The 23289-nt window shown below is 68.9% G+C and carries 17 protein-coding genes and 1 pseudogene; 14 read left to right on the forward strand and 4 right to left on the reverse strand.

Features of this window, described 5'->3' with window-relative positions; genetic code table 11:
• Positions 1 to 11 precede the first annotated feature (11 nt).
• From ACGFZS_RS21505 to ACGFZS_RS21515, 3 genes are read left to right on the forward strand one after another with little or no spacing between them, the layout of a single operon-like run.
• Positions 12 to 716: an ABC transporter ATP-binding protein gene (locus ACGFZS_RS21505; RefSeq protein WP_393796464.1), complete on the forward strand. Its 705-nt coding sequence runs from the start codon at positions 12 to 14 to the stop codon at positions 714 to 716.
• Positions 717 to 734: 18 nt separating this feature from the next.
• The gene (locus tag ACGFZS_RS21510) at positions 735 to 2081 is read left to right on the forward strand and encodes a hypothetical protein (RefSeq protein WP_393796465.1); all 1347 of its coding nucleotides are present in this window, start codon (positions 735 to 737) and stop codon (positions 2079 to 2081) included.
• On the forward strand, positions 2078 to 3460 hold the full coding sequence (locus tag ACGFZS_RS21515) for an acyl-CoA reductase (RefSeq protein WP_393796466.1): 1383 nt from the start codon (positions 2078 to 2080) through the stop codon (positions 3458 to 3460). Before ACGFZS_RS21510 ends, ACGFZS_RS21515 begins: the two co-directional genes overlap by 4 nt.
• A gap of 65 nt (positions 3461 to 3525) precedes the next feature.
• On the opposite strand, the gene ACGFZS_RS21520 is transcribed toward ACGFZS_RS21515, so the two are convergent.
• On the reverse strand, positions 3526 to 4569 hold the full coding sequence (locus ACGFZS_RS21520; RefSeq protein ID WP_393796467.1) for a Glu/Leu/Phe/Val dehydrogenase dimerization domain-containing protein: 1044 nt from the start codon (positions 4567 to 4569) through the stop codon (positions 3526 to 3528).
• Between the two features lie 79 nt (positions 4570 to 4648).
• Between ACGFZS_RS21520 and ACGFZS_RS21525 the strand changes: the two genes are divergently transcribed.
• Entirely contained in the window at positions 4649 to 5125 is a 477-nt protein-coding gene (locus tag ACGFZS_RS21525; RefSeq protein WP_393796468.1) for an Lrp/AsnC family transcriptional regulator, read from the forward strand.
• 412 nt (positions 5126 to 5537) lie between these two features.
• Here the strand turns inward: ACGFZS_RS21525 and ACGFZS_RS21530 are convergent, their stop codons facing one another.
• The 3 genes and pseudogenes from ACGFZS_RS21530 to ACGFZS_RS21540 all read right to left on the reverse strand — a co-directional run.
• Complete coding sequence (locus tag ACGFZS_RS21530) at positions 5538 to 7064, reverse strand: FAD-binding oxidoreductase (protein WP_393796469.1); 1527 nt, start codon at positions 7062 to 7064, stop codon at positions 5538 to 5540.
• A 459-nt stretch (positions 7065 to 7523) separates the two neighbouring features.
• On the reverse strand, positions 7524 to 7892 hold the full coding sequence (locus ACGFZS_RS21535) for a hypothetical protein (RefSeq protein WP_393796586.1): 369 nt from the start codon (positions 7890 to 7892) through the stop codon (positions 7524 to 7526).
• An 87-nt stretch (positions 7893 to 7979) separates the two neighbouring features.
• Positions 7980 to 8380: pseudogene (locus ACGFZS_RS21540) on the reverse strand (transposase); the annotation flags it as partial.
• A 433-nt stretch (positions 8381 to 8813) separates the two neighbouring features.
• On the opposite strand from ACGFZS_RS21540, the gene ACGFZS_RS21545 reads away from it, so the two are divergent.
• The 10 genes from ACGFZS_RS21545 to ACGFZS_RS21590 all read left to right on the forward strand — a co-directional run bounded on the left by ACGFZS_RS21545 (position 8814) and on the right by ACGFZS_RS21590 (position 23287).
• Positions 8814 to 9539 (forward strand): DUF4142 domain-containing protein, encoded by a 726-nt coding sequence (locus ACGFZS_RS21545; protein ID WP_393796470.1) that lies wholly within the window; start codon positions 8814 to 8816, stop codon positions 9537 to 9539.
• A 310-nt stretch (positions 9540 to 9849) separates the two neighbouring features.
• Positions 9850 to 12651, forward strand: coding sequence for a hypothetical protein (locus ACGFZS_RS21550; RefSeq protein ID WP_393796471.1), 2802 nt, complete (start codon positions 9850 to 9852; stop codon positions 12649 to 12651).
• 75 nt (positions 12652 to 12726) lie between these two features.
• On the forward strand, positions 12727 to 14460 hold the full coding sequence (locus ACGFZS_RS21555; protein ID WP_393796472.1) for a hypothetical protein: 1734 nt from the start codon (positions 12727 to 12729) through the stop codon (positions 14458 to 14460).
• 159 nt (positions 14461 to 14619) lie between these two features.
• Positions 14620 to 15657 carry a formylglycine-generating enzyme family protein gene (locus ACGFZS_RS21560; protein ID WP_393796473.1) on the forward strand — a complete coding sequence of 346 codons (1038 nt, stop codon included), beginning with the start codon at positions 14620 to 14622 and terminating at the stop codon, positions 15655 to 15657.
• 526 nt (positions 15658 to 16183) lie between these two features.
• Positions 16184 to 17554: an NAD(P)/FAD-dependent oxidoreductase gene (locus tag ACGFZS_RS21565; RefSeq protein WP_393796474.1), complete on the forward strand. Its 1371-nt coding sequence runs from the start codon at positions 16184 to 16186 to the stop codon at positions 17552 to 17554.
• A 272-nt stretch (positions 17555 to 17826) separates the two neighbouring features.
• A complete protein-coding gene (locus ACGFZS_RS21570) occupies positions 17827 to 19479 on the forward strand; it encodes an ABC transporter substrate-binding protein (protein WP_393796475.1) in 1653 nt (550 codons plus the stop codon).
• 145 nt (positions 19480 to 19624) lie between these two features.
• Positions 19625 to 20629, forward strand: a complete 1005-nt coding sequence (locus tag ACGFZS_RS21575) for an ABC transporter permease (protein WP_393796476.1) — start codon at positions 19625 to 19627, stop codon at positions 20627 to 20629.
• The gene (locus ACGFZS_RS21580) at positions 20626 to 21486 is read left to right on the forward strand and encodes an ABC transporter permease (protein WP_393796477.1); all 861 of its coding nucleotides are present in this window, start codon (positions 20626 to 20628) and stop codon (positions 21484 to 21486) included. Before ACGFZS_RS21575 ends, ACGFZS_RS21580 begins: the two co-directional genes overlap by 4 nt.
• Entirely contained in the window at positions 21483 to 22481 is a 999-nt protein-coding gene (locus ACGFZS_RS21585; protein WP_393796478.1) for an ABC transporter ATP-binding protein, read from the forward strand. Before ACGFZS_RS21580 ends, ACGFZS_RS21585 begins: the two co-directional genes overlap by 4 nt.
• Positions 22478 to 23287: an ABC transporter ATP-binding protein gene (locus tag ACGFZS_RS21590; protein ID WP_393796479.1), complete on the forward strand. Its 810-nt coding sequence runs from the start codon at positions 22478 to 22480 to the stop codon at positions 23285 to 23287. The genes ACGFZS_RS21585 and ACGFZS_RS21590 overlap by 4 nt, the downstream gene beginning before the upstream one ends.
• The last annotated feature ends 2 nt before the right edge of the window (positions 23288 to 23289 follow it).

Consider the following 23289-nt stretch of genomic DNA (forward strand, 5'->3'; position numbering starts at 1 on the left):
GGAGAACGCCCGTGCACGACAACGGACATCCCCTGATCGAGACCCGTGCCGTGTCCGCCGGATACGGCACCCGGCCCGTACTGCGCGACCTCGACCTGGAGGTCCGCCCCGGCGAGGTCGTCGCCCTGCTCGGACCCAACGGCGCGGGCAAGACCACCACCCTGCGCGTGCTCGCGGGCGAACTGGCCCCCATGAGCGGCGAACTGCGCTGGCTGGGCGCCCCCGGCCGGGCACCCCTGCACCGCCGCGCCCGTGAAGGCCTCGCCTACGTCGGCGAACGGGCCGTCTTCAGCAGGCTCGACACCACGGACAACCTGCGCGTCGGCCGGGTACGGACCGACCAGGCCCTGTCCCTGTTCCCGGAACTCGAAAAACGGCTCAGGATCGGCGCGGGCATGCTCTCCGGCGGAGAACAGCAGATGCTCGCACTCGCCCGGGCCCTGGGCCGCGCCCCCAGGCTGCTGCTCGCCGACGAACTCTCCCTCGGCCTTGCCCCGCTCGTCGTGGACCGCCTCCTGCGGGTGGTCCGCGAAGCGGCCGACCAGGGTCTTGGCGCGCTCCTGGTCGAACAGCACGTGCGCAAGGTGCTCGGCATCGCCGACCGCGTCTACGTCCTGCGCCGGGGCCGCGTCGAGATGGCCGGCACCCCGGCCGAACTGCGCGCCGACCTCGACGCGCTCGAGTCCTCCTATCTGACCAAGAACCCCGCGTCATGACCGAATGAGGTGGATGCCGTGCCCAGCGCACGCGAACAGATCCGGGCCCTGGTCCGGTCCGGCGACACATTCCGTCAACCCGCCCAGGAAGTGCGGGAGTTGCAACTGGAAGCCGCGCGGGAGGCCTTCACCGCCCACCGCGAGCGGATCCCGCTGCTGCGCACCCGGGCGGAGGAGACCGGCGTCCACGAGATCACCGCTCTCCCCGACCTCGTACCGCTGCTCTTCTCCCACACGAGCTACAAGTCGTACCCCGTCTCCCTCATCGAGAACGGCCGGTGGGACCGGCTCCTGCGCTGGTACTCGACCGTCTCCGTGGTCGAACCCGACGACGTCGACGTCGAGGGCGTCACGGACATCGACGAGTGGACCGACCGCATCACCGCGGCCGGCCACCGCCCCTACATCACCAGCGGCACCTCGGGAAAGGTCTCCTTCCTCAACTGCGACACCGACGACCTCGACTTCCTGCACGCCGTCCTGGAGAACCTCACCTGCTGGCCCGACCCCCTGCCGCCGAAACCCACCCGCCGCGGCTACCTGCTGGCCCCGGCGAGCGGCCCGATGCGCTCCATCGACGGCTTCCGCTGGCACGCGGACGTCTTCGCGCGCCCGGGGGAGACCCGGCTGCTCACCGAGGCACCGCTGAAGGTGTCCGAACTGATGGGCAGCGCCCTGCTGCGCCGGCGGATGACCGAGGGCACCGCCACCCCGCGGGAGATCAGCTCCTTCGAGACCACGTCGGCCGCCCGCGAGCAGGAACTGGACGCCGCGCTGACCGCGATCGTCGACGACATCCTCGCGCACCGCGACGAACCGCTGCTGATCGCCGGCATGAACAACCAGCAGTTCACCCTGATCCAGGCCCTGCGGGCGCGGGGCGTCGCCGACGGCAGCCTGCACCCCGACACCCTGGTGCTCAGCGGCGGCGGCAACAAGGGCCGCGCCCTGCCCGACGACTACCAGCAGCAGTTCGCCGCCTTCTACGACGGCGTACGCCGGGTGCGCAGCTACGGCATGACCGAACTCCAGGGCTCCTGCCTCTCCTGCGAGAACGGCCGCTACCACGTGCCCCCATGGGTGATCCCGCTCGTCCTCGACCAGACCGGTGAGACCCTCCTGAACACCGGACACGGCGTCACGGAAGGGCGGTTCGCCTTCCTCGACGTCTCCCTGTCCGGCCGCTGGGGCGGACTCATCAGCGGCGACAAGGTCTCCGTGGACTTCTCACCCTGCGACTGCGGCAGGCCGGGACCGGCCGTGCTGCCCGACATCCAGCGCTACGGCGAACTCGGCGGCGGCGACGACAAGATCACCTGCGCCGCGACACTCGACTCCTACGTACGGGGGATGATCCACGGATGAGCGGCACGGCACTCGACGGCGCCGTGGCCGTCGTCCATGTGATCCGCGGCGAGGTCGACGAGAGCCCGCACACCCCGCACGGCCGAGGCGCCTTCACTGCACCCGCCCTCGACCTCGACCGCCTGGTGTGGCCCCGCACGGAACCCGGCCCCGCCTTCCACGTCCCCGCCGCCGAGATCGTCGACGTGCTGGTGGAGACCGGCGAGGCGCTCAGGTCGGACCGGCAGGGCCTGCTCGCCGAGGCCCTCGACCGCATGGTCCACGTCAGCACCCTCCCCGAGGAGGTGCTCGAACGCGCCTACGCCGCCCTGTGGCGCAGCTTCCGCGAGCCCGCCCTCCAGGCCCAGATCGACCACGAACTCGGCGGCACGGAGGTCCTGGACGGCTGGCTCGAGGTCCGGCTGCCCGAGGGCCGGATCGCGGCGACCCGCGCGTTCCCGCCCCGCCTGGTGCACATCATCGCCGGCAACGCCCCGGGCGTCGCCGCCCAGACCGTCGTCCGCGGGGCCCTCACCAAGGGCGTCAACCTCCTCAAACTCCCCTCCAACGACCTGTTCACCGCGACCGCGATCCTGCGCACCATGGCCGCCGTGGCCCCCGGCCATCCCGTGGTGCGCTCGTTCTCCGCCGTGTACTGGCGCGGCGGCGACGAGTCGGTGGAGAGCGTGCTGTTCCGCCCGCAGTTCTTCGACAAACTGGTCGCCTGGGGCGGCGAGGCCACCATCAGAGGCGCCCTGAAGTACGTGGGTCCCGGGTTCGAACTCGTCTCCTTCGACCCCAAGACGTCCATCTCCCTGATCGGCAGGGAGGCCTTCGCATCCGCCGAGACCCTGGCCCGGGCCGCCGACGCGGGCGCCACCGACGCCACCTTCTTCAACCAGCAGGCGTGCGTGGCCAGTCGCTTCCAGTTCGTCGAGGGCACCGAGGAGGAGGCCGACCGCTACGCCGCCCTGCTCTGCGAACGCCTGGGCGTGGCCAGGGAGTTCAGCTCCGCCGACGGTCCCCGGGTCCCGGCGGGGCTCCGCGAGGAGATCGACGTCCTGCGGTCCCTGGCACCCGACTACCGCGTCTGGGGCGGATACGACGGCCACGGCCTGGTCATCCGCTCCCCGGAGCCGGTGGACTTCCACCCCGACGGCAAGATCGTCAACGTCGTCCCGGTCGCCGCGCTGTCCGAGGCCGTCGCACACGCCGGGGTCGCCACCCAGACGGTCGGCGTGTACCCCGCCGACCGCAAGGCCGACCTGCGCGACGCCCTCGCCTGCGCCGGCGTACAGCGCGTGGTCTCCCTCGGCGGAGCGGGCGGCATGCCCCCGGGCCTCTCCCACGACGGCTTCCACCCGCTGCGCCGACTGATGCGCTGGGTCAACGACGAGTGAGCCCCCGAGCGCCTGGCAGGGGTGGCCGGGGGCGCCGTTGCCTCGGCCGTCGGGGGCGCGCGCTGCTACCGGTCGGCGGAAGCGAGCCGTGTCCCGGCGATCCGCTGGGCGGCCCGCAGCGGCGTGACGCCCGACGAAGCGGCCAGGTCGAGAAGGCGGCTGACGGTGTCACCGATCCCTTCCACGCGCTTGTGCGCCGCCCCGTAGCCGTAGCCCTCCGATTCCCGGCTGAGCGCGTAGAGGATGCCGCCGGCACCGGCGACGTAGTCGGGGATCCAGACGACGCCCTGTCCGGCCAGGTCGTCGGCGACGGACTCGTCGGTGAGCTGGTTGTTGGCCGGGCCCACGACCAGACGCGCGGCAAGCCGGTGCACGGTCGCCCCGCCGAGGACACCGCCCACGGCCGCCGGGACGAAGATGTCGGCCGGCGCGGACAGGGCCTGATCGGGCTCGACCCATCCGTACCCGCGGGCCAGAGCCGCGTCCTTGCGCGACGGCTCCACATCCGACACCACGACCCGCGCGCCCTCGGCGGCCAGACCGGCCGCGATCCCGCCGCCGACCGACCCGAACCCGCTGACGACCACTGTGCGCCCGGCACACGAGGCATCGCCGAACACATGCCGGGCACCGGCGCGCAGGGCGGCCAGCACCCCGGTGGCGGTGGGGCCACCGGAGTCGCCGGTCCCGCCGTACTCCTCGGGCGCGCAGTAGGCGTACGGCGAGAACCGCTTCAGGACCACCATGTCCTGCGGGCCGGTGCCGATGTCGGGACCGGTCCGGTACGAGCCCTCCAAGGAAGCGATCAGCTCGCCCAGGTCCTCAAGCGCGGCCTCGCGCAGCTCCGCGGTCAGTTCGGTCTCCTTGCCGAGGGCGATCACGGTCTTGCCGCCGCCGAAGTCGAGCCCGGCCACCGCCGCCTTGAAGGTCATGGCCTCTGACAGACGCAGCGCGTCCGCCAGTCCGTCCTGCCAGGTGTCGTAGCGGCGCAGTCGGCAGCCGCCCACCGCCGGTCCCAGCGCACGGGAGTGGACCGCGATGATCAGCGGCAGTCCCGATCGGACGCCACGGCGGACGATGACCTCTTCATGTGCAAATGCTTGGCTCATGGCTCAGAAGCTAGAGTGGCGCACGGACAACCGGACGTTCGGCCGAATTAAATTCGGTCCCAGGGGAGTGCAGGCAGCCATGGACGAAGTTGATTCGGCGATCGTGCACCATCTGCAGCTGGACGGTCGGCTCTCCAACCGTGCCCTCGCCGAGAAGCTCGGCATCGCACCGTCGACCTGTCTCGAACGCACCAGGCTGCTGCACAAGCGCGGCATCATCCAGGGCTACAAGGCCCAGGTCTCCCTGCGCGCGCTCAACCGTCCGGTCCAGGCGATGGTGGCCACGCAGATCCGGCCGCTGCGCCGGGACGTCGTCGCCGCCTTCGAGAAGTCGGTGACCGAACTCCCGGAGGTCGTCTCCGTGTACACGATGGCCGGCAGCGACGACTTCCTCGTCCACGTCACCGCCCAGGACATCGACCACCTGCACGCCTTCCTCCTGGACCAGTTCACCGACCGCCGCGAGATCGTCGGCTTCCGCACCTCGATCATCTATCAGCACCTCACCAACCCGGTCCTGGATCCGCTGCCCCCGACGCCGGAGCAACACACCTGAGTCGACGGTCTACGGCCGCTCCGACGACCGTCTTCACCGTTGCGGCGGAGCCCGGTCAGCCGGTCTTGGAAGTGATCTCATCAGGTCGCTGAGGACCGCATCCGCGCCGCCCGTTCCACCGGCCTGCGCAACCTGCCCTGCACGACACCCGGCTCGACGCTCTGCCCAACCCTGGCTGACCGGCAGCATCACAACCGGAGCCGTGGAACCCGGCGCCCACCCGGCACGACAGCCGGACCATCAGCCCTGCCCGCAAGCAGAAATCTTCACTCTGAACGAGCAGAGGGATCGTCAGCAAGCTGACGATCCCTCATGCAAGATCGAGGCCGACGACACCCCTTCGACTGCGTCGGGCCCTTCTGCGTGAAAGGCCGAGCCCGACCGGGGCGGGGCCCCGACGGCGAACTGTCGATCAGCGTGACGCGGGCGGGATGCTCTGCTCGTACTGGAAGACGTTGTCGGGGTCGTACTTCGCCTTGATCTCGCGCAGCCGCTCGAAGTGGCGCCGCCCCCAGTAGGCGGTCTCCCACTCCTGCATGCCGACGTTCGGCACGTTGACGTAGGCGCCGTCCACGAAGCCGCGCATCGCCTGGCTGAATTCGGCGGTCCAGGCCTGGCACGTCGAGGTGAGCGGGTCACAGACGCCTGGTGTCGTTGAAGGAGTCCCCCAGGCTGCGCCGATCTCGCCGTAGAAGATCGCGTCGCGATGCACGAACGCGGTGCCGCCCCGGGGCTCCTTCTCGATCGCCCCGCGGAAGGCATCGACGAAGTAGTTGCTCTCCTCCGTGGGAGCGTTTCGCATGTAGTAGCCGATGACGTCGATCGCCTTCTTCGGGAACAGCTTCTTGGCGAACTGTGAGAAGAACTTCACGTTGGCGGGCTCCTGCGAGCGCGGGACCTGGGCTCCGGCAAAGATGGGGCCCCAGTTACCGACCTGCACCGTCACATCGGGCGTTCCGATCGACAGGATCGGGGCCAGCAGCGTTCTGGCCTCTGCCTCCGTGCCCTCCGCGAGCCACGCGGACAGCAGGATCTGGGACTTGTGGAACTCGACTTCGGATCCGAGACGGTTGTCGGCGAACGGTACCGTGCGCTGCCATGCATCGAAGATCCCCTGCAGGTCCGTAAGGCCGTCCCAGGCCGCCTGCACATAGGCGACGCTCTTGAGCGGGTGCACCTTGTAGGTGAGTTGCGTGACGATTCCGAAGTTGCCGTTTCCCGCCCCACGGAGCGCCCAGAGCAGGTCTGAGTTGTCCTTCAGGTCGGCACGGATCACCTCGGCGCAGTCGCGACCCGACGGGACGACGACCTCGGTCCCGATCAGGCTGTCACAGGCCATGCCGAGGAAGCGGTTGAGGGGGCCGAGGCCGCCGCCGATCGTCGCACCGACCAAGCCGACGCTGCCCTCGCTTCCGGTCGTGACCGCGAGGTCCTGCTTGGCGAGCGCCGTCACCGCTTCCAACTGGGTCAGGCCGGCGCCGACCGTCGCGATACGAGCGTCGGTGTCGATGTGGACCGACTTGAGCTGGCTGACGTCGATCACGATGCCGTTGTCGATGTTCGACCAGCCCTCCAGGGCGTGGCGACCGCTGCGTACCCGCAGTGCGACGTTGTGCTGCCGCGCCCAGGTGAGGGCGTTCACCACGTCCTGGGTCTCCTGGGCGAAGACGATGACCAGCGGGTAGTGCGAGAACAGCTGGTCGTAGTCGATGCGATCATTCGTGTACGAGGCGTCACCGGGGCGGACGACGCGACCGGTCAGCTTCGCCGGCCGACATCCCGACGGCCCTACAGTCGGGTCGCTCGCGGCCAGAAGACCCGAGGTGCTCGCGGCCGCAATGTCCGGCGCGCCTGCGGCCGTAAGGCCCGGTACGACGACCGCCCCGGCGCCGGCGGCCGCTGACGTCCTGAGCAGGTAGCGGCGGGAAAAATCGCTCAAGGTCCAGATCCTCTCGATCGGGCTACGCCGCTACGCGGCTGAGAGAGCCCTTGCCCGCCAGCCGCCGGGCAGTCCTTTGTGGTCGACCCCTGCACGGTAACGGGGCGACCATGCGGTGTTTCCCGACTCGCCAATTGAGGGCAATGACGCCAGCCTGAAGGAGTAACTCAGCGGGATCCCGGGATGATGGGCTCGCCGGTCTTGCCAGTCAGGTCAGCATCTCGCAATGGCCCGACGAATCGCCTTTCCGATAAGAATTTGTGAGCGTACCCCCGCTACGATCATGAGTGCTTTCGGACCCGGACGGCGATCGTTCGGACGGGTGATGTTGAGATGACGACAGAAGCGCCGGCGATCTTGCGTGCGGCCGGAGCTGAGGGCATCGAGCACACCGGTGGAACACTGCTGGCACACCTGCAGCGAGTCAGCGCCCTTCTCGCCTCGCGGCCAACGAGTTGCCTACTTCACCTTTTCACTGGTGGGCGGCCGTTGCTGTCCGAGCCGGCGTGGGCACACTGCCGCGCAGTGCTGGACCAGGCTGATCACTGACCGTCCGCCACCAAAACCTGCCAGCCATCCACAAGAATTGACGCCCCCACCTCGACGGCGACTTTCCCACTTTCGATAACTGAACATCGCAGGACAGCTGTCGTGAGCGAGGCGCAGTTCTCCGAGTTCGTTTTCCTGGAACCACGCGATGGCATCTTGTTCGTCCAACGCGACATCGACCGGAGCCCCCGTCCAACTTTCGATCAGCCAGATCTGCAGGTCGAAAGCGTCGGTATGGATCTGCTGCATGGGCACCGGGAAGCTCTCCAGGTTCCACATGTCCACCGGGTAGGTCGCACACGTCGGGGTACCAGCGGCGCTCGGGAGATCGGTGACACAACAACACCCTGTTGCAGTCGCGCAGGAATGGATCTTTGATTCCTTCTTACCGCGATCTACGGGATTCGGACCCGTCAGATCCTCCCTTTCGCTGCGCGCATGTTCACCGAGTCGATCGCGCACCGGGACCAGTCCAGTTCCCCGCGTGCGCCGAGTTCGTCCGGGAGAAGACGGTGCAGCTTGCCCCATAGCCGGGCCCGGCTCCACTCGGTGAATCGCCGGTGTGCGGTTGGCCCGGATGGGCCGAAGACTGGCGGCAGTTGCCGCCAGGTACACCCCGTCGTGGCCACGAACAGGATCGCCGCCAGTACCGCGCGATCACCATAGCGCCGTCGTCCACCGCCCTGCGGACGCACCGGCGCAACCGGGACCACCCGCTGGAACAACTCCCACAACCCGTGCGGCACCAGATGCCCCACCATCGCCATCACGACCGCCGGTTCGCGGATCAAGCCAGTTGAGACGACCTCTTGGTTCGCCCGTAGATGCCCTCGGAGACCGCGATGTCTCGTCGACCGAACGGCGTCCTCCCGTCAGTTGGTGTCGTCGGCGAGTCGGGAAGGACCAGAAGTGCGGGAATGGGCCTGGCCCTCTCCGACCGTCGCTCCATGATCGACCACGGGGCACCCGGCCCCGATAGGGCCCAACAGTCCCTATCCCGGCCGTGGATAGGGCCGAACGGCCCTACTTCGCGCCGTTGAGCGGACATGCTGAGCGGACATGAGTGAACCGGCGGTTCGTCAGACGCTCGCCGACCGCCGATCCTTTTACCAATCCATGACGAGCCCAAAAGGATCTGCGGAACCCTCGCATCCGTACGTCTCTGTGTGCGGGATCCGATAAACCGGATCAGGAGACACGGTGCTCGTTTCACGGACGGCGGCGGGAACTCTCTTTCTGGGCGGTGCGCTCAGCATCACCCTCGGCTCCCTCCTCTACCCCTCCATGCTCGGAGTCCAGAAGGTCAGCAGCGCACCCGAGCGGGTCGTCGCCACCCCGGCGACCGGGCCGCTGACGGCGGCCGACCGGGATTTCGTGGTCAAGGTGCGCTCGGCCGGACTGTGGGAGTACCCCGTCGGCCAGAAGGCGTCGCGGAAGGGGACGACGAAGGCGGTCAGGAGCGCTGGGGAGCACCTGGTCGACGGAGACGCCGCGTTGGACGCCGCCTGCCGCGACACGGCCGACCAGTTGGGCATCGCACTGCCCAACCAGCCCTCGCCTCAACAGCAGAGCTTCACGTCCCGGCTGAACACGGAGCACGGCAAACAGTTCGACACCGACATGGCCACCACCGTGCGCGCGACGAACGGCCAGTTCCTCACCACGATCGCCGCCGTCCTCACCACCACGAGGAACTCTCTGGTCCGCGCTCTGGCCGACCAGGCCAACAGCATCGTGCTGGACCACATCACTGCCGTGGAGAAGACCGGGCTGGTCGACTTCGACCAGGTCCTCGTCCAGGAAACCACCGCACCCAATCTTCCTGCCCAGGACCTGACCCCACCGCCCGCGGTCGCGGGCCAGCCGCAGGTCGTCCTCACCACGCCGGCGAACATCACGGTGTCACCGAGTCCCACAACGGGGTGAGGACCCGCACCGATACGTCATGGTCTCGGCAGGGAGGGGGGTGTTCGACTCGCCGGCCCGGTTCCGCAGCCGAGAGAGTATGAAGATTTAAGGGAGATCCGCAGAAAGGCTCTCGGTTCGATATCAATTCATGGTATCGATTTTAACGTGGCTCCGCTCCTAATCGTCCTTCCGATGTGCGGTCGATTAGGAGATTGTCACATAGTCAATTCCTCCTTGTGGTGGATGGTGGGTCCACCCCAGGACGAGTGGCGACTGCACTTACGCGCAAATTGACCGTTTGTGCGTGTGAATTGGGGGAGAAACCGTCATGACACTCGTCGTCACCTTCACGGGCCGAGTTCCGCTCACCACACCGGGGGCGGGCTCCTGGCTGCAGGTGTGGTCGTACACGATCCAACCGACCTTGCCGACCGACCTGCTGCCGGGGCAGCGGGTCGCGCTGGCGTTGCCCGCGGACGCGGATGTGCGTGACCCCGCTCTGTTCCCCGGCGTACCGGCGTTGAACGGTACCTTCCTGGAGACCGATGACGGGATCAGCCGCCGATACGTGGGACGTGTGGTGAGCGGGACGGGCACCCAGACCGTCTCCTTCGTCGCTCCGCAGGCCCAGCAGAACCGTGAGCTGCTGCTCGTCACGCAGTCTCAGGCGGGCCGGCCCTGGTCGGTGAAGCCCTTCGCGACCAGCGCCTCGGGGCCGAGCGACAACGTCGGTACGCTGCCGGCCCCCGCCCCGGCGCCCGGTCCCGGTCCGGGCCGCCCGGTCGGCGACTTCGCGGGCACGGTCCCGTACGCGAGCGAGCTGTTCGGCGTCTACCAGCCGCTGCCGGGCTGGCTCGGCTACGCCTCGACCGCACGGGCCGCCGCGGCGCTCGGCGCACCGCTGCCGAAGGAAGCGCTGGGCGGGGACGGCCCGGGACGGCTCACGCTCGGCGAGGGGCCGCTGGCGCCGCTGGCCCCGCTGGCGGTGTGGGGCAACCGACCGCCGACGGACGGCATCCTGTCGCCGGTCGGCCTGGTCAACCTCTTCCGGGAGTACTTCTTCGAGTTCGACACCTTCCTCGGCACACCGGTCGGCCACCTGTGGCTGAGTCCGGGCGGCACCGTCGAGGTGGTGGAGACCTCGACCCGGCGCACCCTGGTCGAGAGGACCGCCGAGCAGTCCGAGACGTCCACCCACAAGACCGAGGAGGAGCTGACCGATCAGACCGACCTCGCCGACGCAGTCAAGGAGTCCAACGCCAACGAGACCTCGCTGGGCGTGACGTCGAACGCCAGTGCCAACTATGTCGGCATCGTGCACGCCGACGTCAGCGCCAGCTACAGCACCAAGAACACCACGAACAAGTCCTCCGAGGTCAGCCACAAACACTCCCGGACCCAGAGCTCCAAGGCCAGCAGCGAGATCACCCGGAACTTCAAGACCACCTTCAAGACGGTCACCGAGACCACCGACACCTCAAGCCGCCGGTACGTGGTGCAGAACACCACCGACAAGCTCATCAACTACGAACTGCGCCGCAAGATGCGCAAGGTCGGAGTCCAACTCCAGCACATCGGCACCCAGTTGAGCTGGCAGGTGTTCGTCGGCGACCCGGGCCGCGCACTGGGTCTGGGTGAACTCGTGCATGTGGTGCCCGCGCCGGACCTGACCTCTCTCAGGCAGCCGGTCAAACCCGCCCCGCTCGCCCAGGCGCACGTCACGTACTCGGACAACTACCCGATCCAGCAGACCGCGGACAGCAAGAACGCCCCGCACCAGGATGCCGACTGGGTGAAGGAGGACGGCTGGGACCGGCTGTGGCGGGGCGAGGAGGACGAGTACATCGTCGCTCACTTCGAGTACTCCGCGCCGCCGCCCGGCCCGGGCTGGAAACTCAGCACGGCGCCCGGCAACGAGATCCGCAAGGTCTCCGCGACGACCAGCAACGGCCAGGTCGCCAAGTTCCTCGCCACCTACGAGGTACTGGACCCCACGTCCGGCCGGTTCCGTGTCAACTGCACCAACGTGCACTTCGGGGGCGGCCCGTACGTCGCGTTCACCCTCGCGCTCGTCTGGGAGCCGCCGCCACCGGAGCAGGACCCCGCACTGCAGCAGTATCTCGCCGAACTCGCCGTGTACGAGCGCGAGGTGGCCAAGGTGCAGCGCGCGGCGTACGCGCAGGCGGTGCACGACCGGCTGGATCTGATCTCCAAGGTCCGGCAGCGGGACTCCGAAGACCTCCGCAAGGAAGAGCGGCACAGCGTCTTCTCCGACCTGATCGGCCAACTCGACCTGTTCCCGGGCCAGGACGCGAAGCGGCACCTGTCGGCCGAACTGATCCGCGGGATGTTCGACGTCGACCAGATGCTGTACTTCGTCGAGCCGGACTACTGGCGCCCGGCGCCCACCACGGGTACCTCCGGCGCAGAGCACACACCGCCGGCCGGCGCCGACGAGGCCGCTGCCGTATGGCCCGGAGCCGACTCGGTGGGCCGCTACCCGGTGCCTCCGCACGACTGGGAGTCCACCTCCGGCGATCCCGTCGGCGGTGCCACGGTCACCAGCCGCTTCAGCCACACCGGCTCGGTGAACCCGCCGCGCGCCACCACCGCGACACCCCAGGACCAGCTGGAGTACCGGGTCGACTACCTCATCACCGAGAACACCCCGCCCGCACCCACCGGCAGCTCCCTGGGCTGGCTGATCCAGGCCGACGGCGACGAGCGACGCAACGAGTTCCTCAACGCCTCCTGGGTCAAAGCCGTGCTTCCGGTACGTCCCGGCCATGAACTCGACGCCCTGGGCTGGCTGTCCAGCGCCCATGTCGAAGGCGACGCGGCCCTGGACAAGGACTACACCTGGCAGTCCGGCGACCCGGCCGACTGGCAGGGCAGGTCGATCGGCTGGGTCCTCCAGGCGCTCGCCGCCGAACTCCAGGCCCGTAACACCGACATCACCCGCACTCTCGCCGCCGAAAGGGTCTTCGAGACCGGCTTCGACCCCCTGGACGGCGGCTTCCGCCCCGCCGACCCCTACCAGATCTTCGACCAGTGGACCGAAGTCCTCCCCACCGACCAGGTGGTGGCCGTCGAGGTCACCTACGACCCCAAAACGGGGCGGCAGTTGTGACGGCGACGGATGCGGGCGGGTATCGCGGCGGCCTGTGCGCCCTCTGCCCCGCGCCTTCCGGGGCCCGGTGACGCCGTGCGGTTGACCGTTGTCAACGCCAACCCCGCCGTACCGCTGTGGACGCACTTCCTGCTGCAGAAGTGGACGGCCACGGTGGAGACGCGGGTCCAGGGCGCCGGTGCGGGTCGGCCCGTGCCGGTGCCCGTAGGGTCCACGGGGTTCACCGTCGACCTGGCGCCCGACACCGCCTGGCTGCGCCTGGTGATCGAGGCGAGCGTCGACGTGGACCGCACGACCTACCCGCTGCTCCGCGTCCAGCAGGAGTTCACGGTCGCGCCCGACGGCAGGCTCGTACCGCTCGGCTGGCGCAAGGGTCCGGCGTACGACCCTCTCGGCCGCCCGAAGGGGATTCCGGCGCTCCACCCGCTGCTGGACGTCACCGGCTCCACCGTGGGGCTGAACGTGCGGTTCGTCGACATCACCGACCTCTACAACGCCCTGCACGGTCGCTCGGCCTGGGCGCAGGTCATGAACCTCCTGCGCGGCACCGACCGGACGATCCGGGTCGTGGCCGGCCTGGGCGGACACCCGCTGGTCTGGTACGCGGTCCTGCCCGCCAGCACGTACCGCCTTCCCCGGATCAAGCCGGCCATCATGATCATGCCGGCCGACTACGGCGCGATCTACTACGAGAACAGCCTGGCCGGGCTACGGTCCTCGCTGCACGGTGTCTCCGTCGTCACCCCGGACAACAACCTGCAGTCGGGGTTGGAGATCCTGGCGAGACTCCTGACCGAGCCGCTCACGGACGACCGGTACGAGGAGCTGCTCGGCCCCTATGTCGAGCTGCGCAAGACGTTCCGTGGCAACCCCGCCGCGCTGCCTGGCCCCCTGCACCACTTCCGGGGCGTGCTGTCGTATCTCCCCGGCAAGGATCCGGTACCTCAGTACTGGGACGTCCCGCTCGGCTTCGAGCGGGCCATCCACGACGAGAAGCACGTGCTGCTGGTGCCGCTGATGAACGGCGGCAACGGTGGCGTCCTGCTTCAGCCCAAGCTAGACGAGCTGACGGCCAACGCCGTCAGAACCGTCTACACCCACGGCACGACACTGGACGCCGACAGCCTCGCCGTCGACAAGCCGGTGGTGATGGCCTACAGCCAGTCGGGCGGCAACGCCTTCACCAGCGCCGGCAACAACCTCAAGGGGATCGGCGGCCTTGTGCTGTTCGAGGCCGTCTACACCAACGAATACCCGCGCGATGCGACGAACCACCGGCTGATGCTGGGCAAGGACGTCATTCCCCAGCTGCTCAAGGAGAACGTCAAGGTCGTCGTGATCGGTCGATGGCGCGACCGCCCGCGCTCCTACCTGCCCGACGGCAAGCTCCTGCGAGGAATCACCGTCTTCCCCGATGCCGCCAACTACTACCTGCTGGACTATCCGCTGCCTCCCGACGGCAAGCTGGGCTCTGCGCACCCGGTCGTCGCGCTCCGCTACGCACGCCTGGTGGACGGCAAGCACGACAAGGCCCTGGACCTGATCCTCGGATTGCAGGACCTCGCTCACCTCGACGAACCCACAGCGCGGAGCGAAGCGGCGGTCGAGGCGTCGATCGCCGGATACCGGAAGGCGGGACTCGGCGACGAGTCCATCGTCCGCCGTGTGTTCTCGACGAAGTACCTGCCGGACCAGAGCGGCGCCTACTACCTGCACAACCTCATCCTGGCGGGCGGCCAGAACCTGGACGCGAAGACGAAGACGTACAGGGGCTTCATCCAGGAAGCACTGAGCCTGTTCGGGCACTGAGGTCCTTCGGCGTGGCCCAGAGAGTGTTGCTGTCGACCCTTTGGCGGGCACAGCCGACACTCAGGCGACTGTTACGGTCAAAGTGTCGACAGATTAGGGCTGTTGATGGACCATCAGCGGTGCGTAGGGACACGCGACACACCATCCTCAGGAGCCGCCATGCGCGCTACCGCCCCGAACATCAGGAGAAGAACCCTCCTCACCCTTCTCGGTCTCACCGCTGCGGGCACCCTCGTACGACCGCCCCGCGCCGCCGCCGCGACGGCGACCACGGCCACCGTCGCCGGCCAGGAGCTGGCCGCGATCGCCGCCAACCCGTCCTTCGTCTTCGCCACCGACCTGTCCGGAACGGCGGGCTCGGGCGAGTCCTCGCCCATCGACTCCGCCTACTGGCTCGGCGTCTACGAGGTCACCAACGCCCAGTACCTGGACTTCGCCACCGACACCGGCCACGACACGCCCGACTACTGGGACGGCGACACCTACCCCGACGGCAAAGCCGACCACCCCGTGCTGGCCGTCTCCCTCGACTCCGCCACGGCCTACTGCGCCTGGCTCAACGCCCAGGCCGACGCGGACGACTGGACCTTCCGCCTGCCCACCGAAGCCGAATGGGAGAACGCCGCCTCCGGCCCCGACGCCCTCACCTATCCCTGGGGCGACGCGTCCGGCACCGTCTACGACGCCCCCACCCTGACCAGCAACTACAACTACAACGCGGTCTGCGCGGCCTACGAACTCGCCGAGCACGGAGACGAGTCGGCCACCTACACCGCCACCGGATCCGACCTGTACGGGCAGAGCTTCCCGATCTCCGAGATCCTCTCCATCGGCAGCACCGGAACCGTCGCCGGCTGGAACGTCACCGCCAGTCGTACCGGCTTCATCTACACCGACGTCTACGACGCCCTGACCGCCACCGGCGGCTACACCACGCCCGTCGCCACCTACCCTGGCGGGGCGAGCGCGGACGGCGTCGTCGACCTGTGCGGCAACTGCTGGGAGTGGACCACCTCGGTCATCACTGCCACCCACGGCGGGGAGATGGGCCAGCAGGTCAATGCGGTCCGCGGCGGCTCCTGGTACGCCAACCTCAACAGCTGCACCGCCGTCTACCGCGGAGAGGGCCGCGATTCGTCCGGCCGCTATTCGACCGTCGGCTTCCGCGTCGCCGCCACCGCCCAGACGTCCGGCTGATCCCGGCACGGCCAGTCCCTCCCTCGACCTGGGCCACAGCGTTTCCAGGCGGTCGGCGGGCGCGCTGCGCGGCCCGTGCCGTGCGCCCGCCGTGACGGCTTGAACGTCCGCCACACTCGTGCGCGGGGACCGGCGCCGCTCCACCTCTATGTGCCCAGCAGGTAGCGTCGTGGCGCCGAGCGGGCCTCCGTCGGCTGTGAACCCGTGGGTCTACTTCTCGACAGTGTGTCGAGCTTTATGTAAGCATTGCTACACGACGACCGTGGCGTGAACCCGTCGGGTGGTCCAGGATCTGCCCGACGGACCTTGGTCGACGATCCGAGCAGGCCTGATCCCTGCCCCAGCGGTGCCCTGTGGCTGAATCCAGCCGCAGCTCCGTGCCCCCGACGGGCGCCGGAGCACCCTGTCGTCCATGGCCCCGATCCGCAGGCGCAGCAGGTGGTCCGATCCGCAGCCGGCCTCCTGCAGAGCCGGAGCCACTAAGGAGAGCCACTTGTCAGAGCAAGCGTCGGGACATGGACAGCCGGTGGAACATGGATGGCCCGAGGACGCGCTGGAGGGCTCTGTCTTCCGCCCCCTATGGCTCGACACCGTCCGCCCCGAGCCGCGCGGCGCCCTGCCCGCCGACTTCGAGGCCGATCTGCTCGTGGTCGGGGGCGGCTTCACGGGACTGTGGTCGGCGTTGCGCGCTGTGGAGCGGCGGCCCGGTACGCGCGTGGTGCTCATCGAGGCCGAGAGCATCGCCGAGCACGCCTCGGGCCGCAACGGGGGCTTCTGCAGCGCGAGCATCACCCACGGCGAGGGCAACGGCCGGCGAAGGTGGCCCGCCGAGTACGAGAAGCTCCATGAACTCGGCATGCGGAACCTGGACGGGATCGAGGAGACCGTCGAGCGATACGGAATCGACTGCGCGTTCGCCCGCGGCGGCACGCTCGCCGTCGCGACCCGCCCGCACGAACTCGAAGGCTTCGAGCCGGACGCGCCCGGCTTTCTCGACGCCGCCGCCGTGCGCGAACTGGTGGACTCGCCGACCTACCTGGGGGGCCGCTACGACCCTGACGAGGGAGCACTCGTCGATCCCGCGCGCTTGGCATGGGGGCTGGCGGACGCGGCGGAGGCACTCGGGGTCCGCGTTGCCGAGAACACGCGACTGCTGTCCCTGGACGGCAAGAACGACGAGGTCCTCGCGACCACCTCCACCGGAGTCATCCGGGCGCGCAAGGTGGTGCTCGCCACCAACGCCTTTCCCAGCCCCCTGCGCAGGAAGCGGCTGGCCGTCGTGCCCGTCTTCGACTACGTCCTCGCGACGGAACCCCTGACCGACGACCAGCTCGCCGCGATCAAGTGGAACCCGGCCATGGGAGTGGCCGACTCCGGGAACCAGTTCCACTACTACCGGATCACTCCCGACCGGCGGATCCTGTGGGGCGGCTACGACGCCGTGTACCACTACCGCCGTTCCTTCAGTCCGCAGCACTTCGACCGACGGGCGACGTTCCACACCCTGGCGAAGAACTTCGCGGCCACGTTCCCGCAACTGCGCGGGATCCGGTTCACCCACCGCTGGTCGGGAGTGATCGACACCTCCACGCGGTTCACCGCCTTCTACGGAACGGCCCACCGCGGACGCACCGCTTACGCGGCCGGCTTCACCGGCCTCGGGGTCGGGGCGTCCCGGTTCGCCGCGGACGTCATGCTGGACCTGATCTGGGGCGAGCGGACCGAACGCACGGAACTGGAGATGGTCCGCAAGCGGCCGCTGCCGTTTCCTCCCGAGCCGTTCGCCTGGATCGGGATCCAGATCACCCGCTGGTCACTGGCCCGCGCGGATCGCGGTGGCCGGCGAAATCTCTGGCTGCGCACCCTCGACCGCCTCGGCCTCGGATTCGATTCGTAGGAGAGCGGGGTTCGGCGGAGAGCGGCTTCGGCGCCGCGCACTTCGTCTGCGCCGGCACTCCCGGAATCCTCTCAGGAAACCGACAGGCATCTCGTCAAGGCGACAAGCATCCCGTCGCCGTCCTCAATTGCCCGCAGCTAACAGCTACGTAAAGCTCGCATGAACCTGGTGCTTATATATAGCAGGCACTATATAGTGAGCGTTATGTAAGGGCTGTCGCCCTACGCGAGGCGCTCTTGGAGCGTCGTTCCGCACACTTCTAGGAGACCTCTATGTCCCTGGCCGTGACCCCCTCTCCGCGATGTCGCAGATCGGCCCTCGCCGGCGCGGCCGTCACCTTGACCGTGCTGGTGAGTGCCTGCTCCGGCGGATCCGACAGCTCGTCCGGTACCAGCAGTGAGCAGCGCAAACTCGTCTCCATGAGCGAGGCGGCCAAGGGCGGTGTCGACCTGGTGACCTGGAATCTGACCAGCGGCGAGCCGGACACCCTCGACCCGCCCAACGCCGCCACCTACGGCGGGGGCCAGGTCGTCATGAACCTCTGCGACACACTGGTGCGCTACGACGCGGACTACCACCTGTCGGAAGGGCTGGCCACCTTCAAGCAGGAATCTCCGACCAAGCTCGTCTACAACCTGCACACGGCGAAATTCTGGGACGGGAAGCCGGTCACCGCCGAAGACGTCGTTTACAGTCTCGGCCGGGCCAAGGCCGACAGTATCGTCAGCTCCTTCTTCCAGTCCGTGAAGTCGATCAAGGCGACCGGCGACAAGGAGGTCACGGTCACCTTCTCCGAGCCGGACGAGAAGTTCAACTCGGAAATGGCCAACATCTCCGGTGTCATCGTGGAGAAGGCCTATGCCGAGAAGGCGGGCAAGAACTTCGGTACCGCCGCCGGCGGACTCATGTGCAGCGGCCCCTTCAAGCTGGACCAGTGGAAGTCCGGAAACTCGATCACGATGTCCCGCAACGACGCCTACTGGGACTCGACCCGCATCCCCAAGGCCAAGAAGGTCAAGTTCACCTTCGTCACCGACACCAACGCACTCACCCAGGCCCTCGACACCGGTGAGATCGACGGCGCCTACGAACTGCCCCCCAACGCGATCAAGGCCCTGGAGAAGTCGGAGGAAGGCCGGCTGTACTTCGGTCCGTCCACCCAGGGCACGGGTCTCAACGTCGCGAACGCGGGTGGCGTGACGGCCGACCCGAAACTCGGCGCGGCCCTGCAGCGCGCCATCGACCGTGAGGCGATCGTCAAGGCCGTCTACCACGGTGCCGGTCAGCCGCTGTACACCGGTCTGACCCCACGGACCTGGCCCTCGGACCAGACCGCTCGCTACGAGAAGGCCTACGCGAAGTTCAAGAAGGCCCGGTCCTACGACATCGACGCGGCCAAGAAGCTGGTCGAGGAGTCGAGTTACCAGGGCCAGGAGCTCATCGTCGCGTACCAGGCGGGTGACCCCACCATCGCGCGGATCGCACAGCTGATACAGCAGCAGGCCAAGCAGGCGGGCATCAACCTCAAGCTGCAGAGCATGGGAGCGCTGGCCTACCAGCAGGCGGGCTATGACGCGAGCAAGCGCACGGGTGTGGACTACCTGTTCGGCTCCAGCTTCAACTCCGTGGCCGATCCGCTGGAGCCGGCCCTCTTCAACTACCTGCCGAACTCCCCGTACAACTACACCGATTACAAGGACGCGCAGACCACGGCGCTCCTAAAGGAGGCGGTCCGCACCTTCGACGCCGCGAAGCGGGCGGAGCTGGTGATCCGGGCCCAGGACCGGTGGGAGGCCGTCAACGGAACGGTTCCGCTGGTCGCCACCGACACGGTCACGTTCCTGAACAAGCGGCTGGCCGGAGCGATCACCTCCTTCGCCTACTGGTCGATGCCGAACATGGCCTTCATCGGATCCGCGAAGTGATCCCGGGGCGGGCTCCGGCCGACCCGGCCGGAGCCCCCCACCGAGCGCCATCTGTGGAAAAGGCCCCCATCCCCGCGAAGGGCGCCTGCGGCCCGCGTCGCGCCGTCCTTTCGGGCGTGGCGACCCTGAGTCCGGATGCAAGGAAATGACAACAACCTCCCTGACCAAACGCGTCACCGCACGGACGGTCCGCCTGCCCGGCCCGCCCGTGCTGCGAGCAGCCGGGCGAAGCCTCCTCGGGGCCTGCGCCACCGTGGTCGCGGCCTCGTTCCTCATCTACGGAGCGCTCGCCCTCACCCCCGGCGACCCGGTCGACCAGATCGTCGGCCAGCGCGCCACGCAGGCACAGCGCGCCGCCGCCCGTCACCAACTCGGCCTGGACGAACCCCTGCCCGTCCGGTACGCCAGGTGGCTCCTGCACGCCGTCCAGGGCGACCTGGGACGGTCCATCACCTACCGGCAGAACGTCTCCGGGCTCGTCGGGCCGCGGATCGGCACCACGCTGACGCTGGTCGCCCTCGCCGCCCTCGTCATCGTGGTCGCCGGAGTCGCCCTCGGCGCGTTCAGCGGCTACAGCGACCGCTGGCGTCCGTTCATCAGCGGGCTCATCGGGATCGGACTGTCGGTGCCCGCCTTCGTCTCGGCGAGCATCCTCATCGGGGTCTTCGCCGTGAAGCTCGGCTGGTTCCCGACCTACGGATCCGGCGAGGGATTCACCGGGCACCTCCACCACCTGCTGCTGCCGGCCATCGCCCTGTCCCTGGGCTGGACGGCCTATGTCGCCCAGCTGACGACGGCCGCGGTGCACGAGCAGGTGAACAAGGACCACGTCGCCACCGCCGTCGGGCGCGGGCTCAGCCGCGGCATCGTCTTCCGGCGCCATGTGCTGCGCAACGCCGCGCTGCCCGTCATCACGGCGTCCGGACTGACCGTCGCGGGCCTGGTGGCCGGAGCGGTGGTGGTGGAGACCGCGTTCGCCGTCGACGGCATCGGGTCCCTGCTCATCAAGAGCGTGACCAACAAGGACTATCCCGTCGTCATGGCGATCTCGATGCTGATCGTCGTCATCTTCGTCGCCGTCACCACGGTCCTGGACATCGCCCAGATGCTCCTCGACCCGCGGTCCCGCTCGGCAGGGGGCAGGTCATGACCACTCTTCACCTGCCGCTCTCGCGCGCCTCGCGGGTGAGCCGCTCCCTCCGCACGGCCGACCCGATCCTCCTCGCCGCCGGCGTCCTGTGCGTCCTGCTCGTCCTGATGGCCCTGCTCGGCCCGCTGGTCGCGCCCTACGGGCCGAGCGAGACCGACATCCTCGCCGCGAGCCAGGGCCCGGGCCCCGACCACCTGCTGGGCACCGACGCGCTGGGCCGGGACATCCTCACCCGGATCCTGTACGGCGCCCGGCTCAGCTTCGCCGGTCCCGGCCTGATCGTCGCCCTGAGCCTCACCCTGGGCACCGGACTCGGGATCCTCGCCGCCTGGCGCGGCGGCCCCGTCGACTCGCTCCTGTCCAAGGTGTTCAACGTCCTGTTCGCCATGCCCGGGATCCTGGTCGTCATCGTCGCCGGGGCCGTGTTCGGCGGCGGCTTCTGGGCACCCGTGCTCTCCCTCTCCCTCGTCTACACCCCCTACATCGCCCGCGTCGTCCGCAGCAGCGCGCTGACCCAGCGGAACATGGCCTACGTCGAGGCCTGCCGACTCGCGGGCATGACCGGCTGGCGGATCTGCAGCCGCCACGTACTGCGCAACCTGATCCCCCTGGTGCTGGCGCAGGCGACGATCAGCTTCGGCTCCGCCCTCATGGACTTCGGCGCGGCGTCGTTCCTCGGCGTCGGCATCCAGCCGCCGCAGGCGGAATGGGGCCTGATGGTCAGCGAGGGCCAGTCCGAACTCCTCGACGGCGCCCTGCAGCAGAGCCTGTGCGCGGGCCTGATGATCCTGATCTCGGTGGTGGCGTTCAACATCCTCGGCGAACGTCTCGGCACCCGCGCTGGAGGACAGCGATGAACTCCCCACTGATCGACATCCAGAACCTCCGCATCGAACTGCCCGGCCGCGGCCGGGGCGCCGCCGCCCGCACGGTCATCCACGACGTGAGCCTGCGCATCGAACCGGGCGTCTCCGTCGGCCTCGTCGGTGAGTCCGGCTCGGGCAAGTCCATGACGACCAAGGCCATCATGGGCCTGCTGCCCAAGGGCGCGCGCACCGTCGGCGAGGTCCGGTTCCGCGGGCAGGACCTCGCGACCTACGACCGTAAACGCTGGGCCGCCTACCGCAGCCGTGACGTCTCGATGATCCACCAGGACCCCCGGTCGCACACCAACCCCCTCGTCAGGATGGGCGACTTCCTCGTCGAAGGCGTCGTCGCGTCCCAGCAGATGACCCGGGACGAGGGCCTGGACCTGGCCTGTTCGCTGCTGCGGGACGTCGGCATCCCCGACGCCGTCCGGCGTCTGGACCAGTACCCGCACGAACTCTCCGGCGGCCTGCTCCAGCGCATGATGATCGTCATGGCGCTGATGCCCTCGCCGGCCCTCGTCCTGGCCGACGAGCCCACCACGGCCCTCGACCCCACCGTCCAGTCCGAGGTGGTCGCCATCCTCTCCGAGCAGATCAGGGAACGCTCCCTGGGCATGCTCTTCATCACCCACGACCTGGACCTCGCGGCCGCCATCAACGACTCCCTGGCCGTGATGTACGCGGGTGTGGTGGTGGAGACGGGAACGGCCACCGAGATCTACTCCCACGCCCGGCACCCGTACACCGTCGGCCTGCTGCGCTCACGCCCCGGCATCGACGAGGTCGAGGAGCTCAAGCCGATCCCCGGACGCCCGCTGTCCGCGTTCGAGGCGGGCACCGGCTGCGTCTTCGCCTCACGCTGCGAGTTCGCCACCGAGCACTGCCGGCAGGAGCGCCCGGCGCTGCGCACCCTCGGCCGCCACCAGGTCGCCTGCCACCGTGCCGAAGAACTCTCCGACGTCCTGGCCAAGGAGCCCGCATGACCGACAACCTCCTTGCGGTCCGCGGCCTGCGGAAGGTCTTCACCACCAGGACCGCCGGCGGCCACCACGACCATGTCGCGGTCGACGACGTCTCCTTCGACATCCCCGAGGGCTCCTGCCTGGCGATCGTGGGGGAGTCCGGTTCCGGCAAGACCACGACCGCCCGCATCGTCGCCGGCCTGGAGTCCGCGGACGGCGGCACGGTGACCCTGGCCGGGCAGTCGGCCGACCGGCGCGGGCGGCGGCGCGGGCCCGGCAGCGCCCAGATGGTGTTCCAGGACCCGTTCGGCTCGCTCGACCCGCGCCAGCGGGTGGGCAGCGCGATCGAGGAACTCCTGCAACTCCACCACAGGCTCGGGCGTACCGAGCGGCGGGCGAGAGTCGTCGAACTGCTCACGCAGGTCGGGCTGGACGAGCGGCATGCCGGTGAACTCCCGGGCAACCTCTCCGGCGGACAGCGCCAGCGCGTGGCGATCGCGCGGGCCCTGTCCATGGAACCGAAGCTGCTGATCCTGGACGAGGCCGTGTCGGCCCTGGACGTCAGCGTCCAGGCGCAGGTGCTCAACCTCCTCATTGGCATCCGGCGGCAGACCGGCATCACCTATCTGTTCATCTCCCACGACCTCGCCGTCGTCCGGCAGATCAGCGACCGCTGCGTGGTCATGCGCAACGGCGGGATCGTCGAGGAGGGACGGACCGCGGACGTCCTCGGCAACCCGGCCGAGGAGTACACCCGGACGCTCATCGAGGCCGTTCCCCGGCCTGGCTGGGTGCCCCGCCGCCGGCCGGCCGTTCCGGCCGGGTAGGG

The sequence above is a fragment of the Streptomyces sp. NPDC048288 genome, assembly GCF_043201555.1.
Taxonomy (GTDB): Bacteria; Actinomycetota; Actinomycetes; order Streptomycetales; family Streptomycetaceae; genus Streptomyces.

Coding starts and splice junctions, on each gene's coding strand:
- ACGFZS_RS21585 (WP_393796478.1), top strand. CDS start 21,483: ATGAACTCCCCACTGATCGACATCCAGAACCTCCGCATCGAACTGCCC.
- ACGFZS_RS21520 (WP_393796467.1), bottom strand. CDS start 4,569: ATGAGCCAAGCATTTGCACATGAAGAGGTCATCGTCCGCCGTGGCGTC.
- ACGFZS_RS21525 (WP_393796468.1), top strand. CDS start 4,649: ATGGACGAAGTTGATTCGGCGATCGTGCACCATCTGCAGCTGGACGGT.
- ACGFZS_RS21515 (WP_393796466.1), top strand. CDS start 2,078: ATGAGCGGCACGGCACTCGACGGCGCCGTGGCCGTCGTCCATGTGATC.
- ACGFZS_RS21575 (WP_393796476.1), top strand. CDS start 19,625: ATGACAACAACCTCCCTGACCAAACGCGTCACCGCACGGACGGTCCGC.
- ACGFZS_RS21570 (WP_393796475.1), top strand. CDS start 17,827: ATGTCCCTGGCCGTGACCCCCTCTCCGCGATGTCGCAGATCGGCCCTC.
- ACGFZS_RS21535 (WP_393796586.1), bottom strand. CDS start 7,892: ATGTGGAACCTGGAGAGCTTCCCGGTGCCCATGCAGCAGATCCATACC.
- ACGFZS_RS21550 (WP_393796471.1), top strand. CDS start 9,850: ATGACACTCGTCGTCACCTTCACGGGCCGAGTTCCGCTCACCACACCG.
- ACGFZS_RS21560 (WP_393796473.1), top strand. CDS start 14,620: ATGCGCGCTACCGCCCCGAACATCAGGAGAAGAACCCTCCTCACCCTT.
- ACGFZS_RS21590 (WP_393796479.1), top strand. CDS start 22,478: ATGACCGACAACCTCCTTGCGGTCCGCGGCCTGCGGAAGGTCTTCACC.
- ACGFZS_RS21580 (WP_393796477.1), top strand. CDS start 20,626: ATGACCACTCTTCACCTGCCGCTCTCGCGCGCCTCGCGGGTGAGCCGC.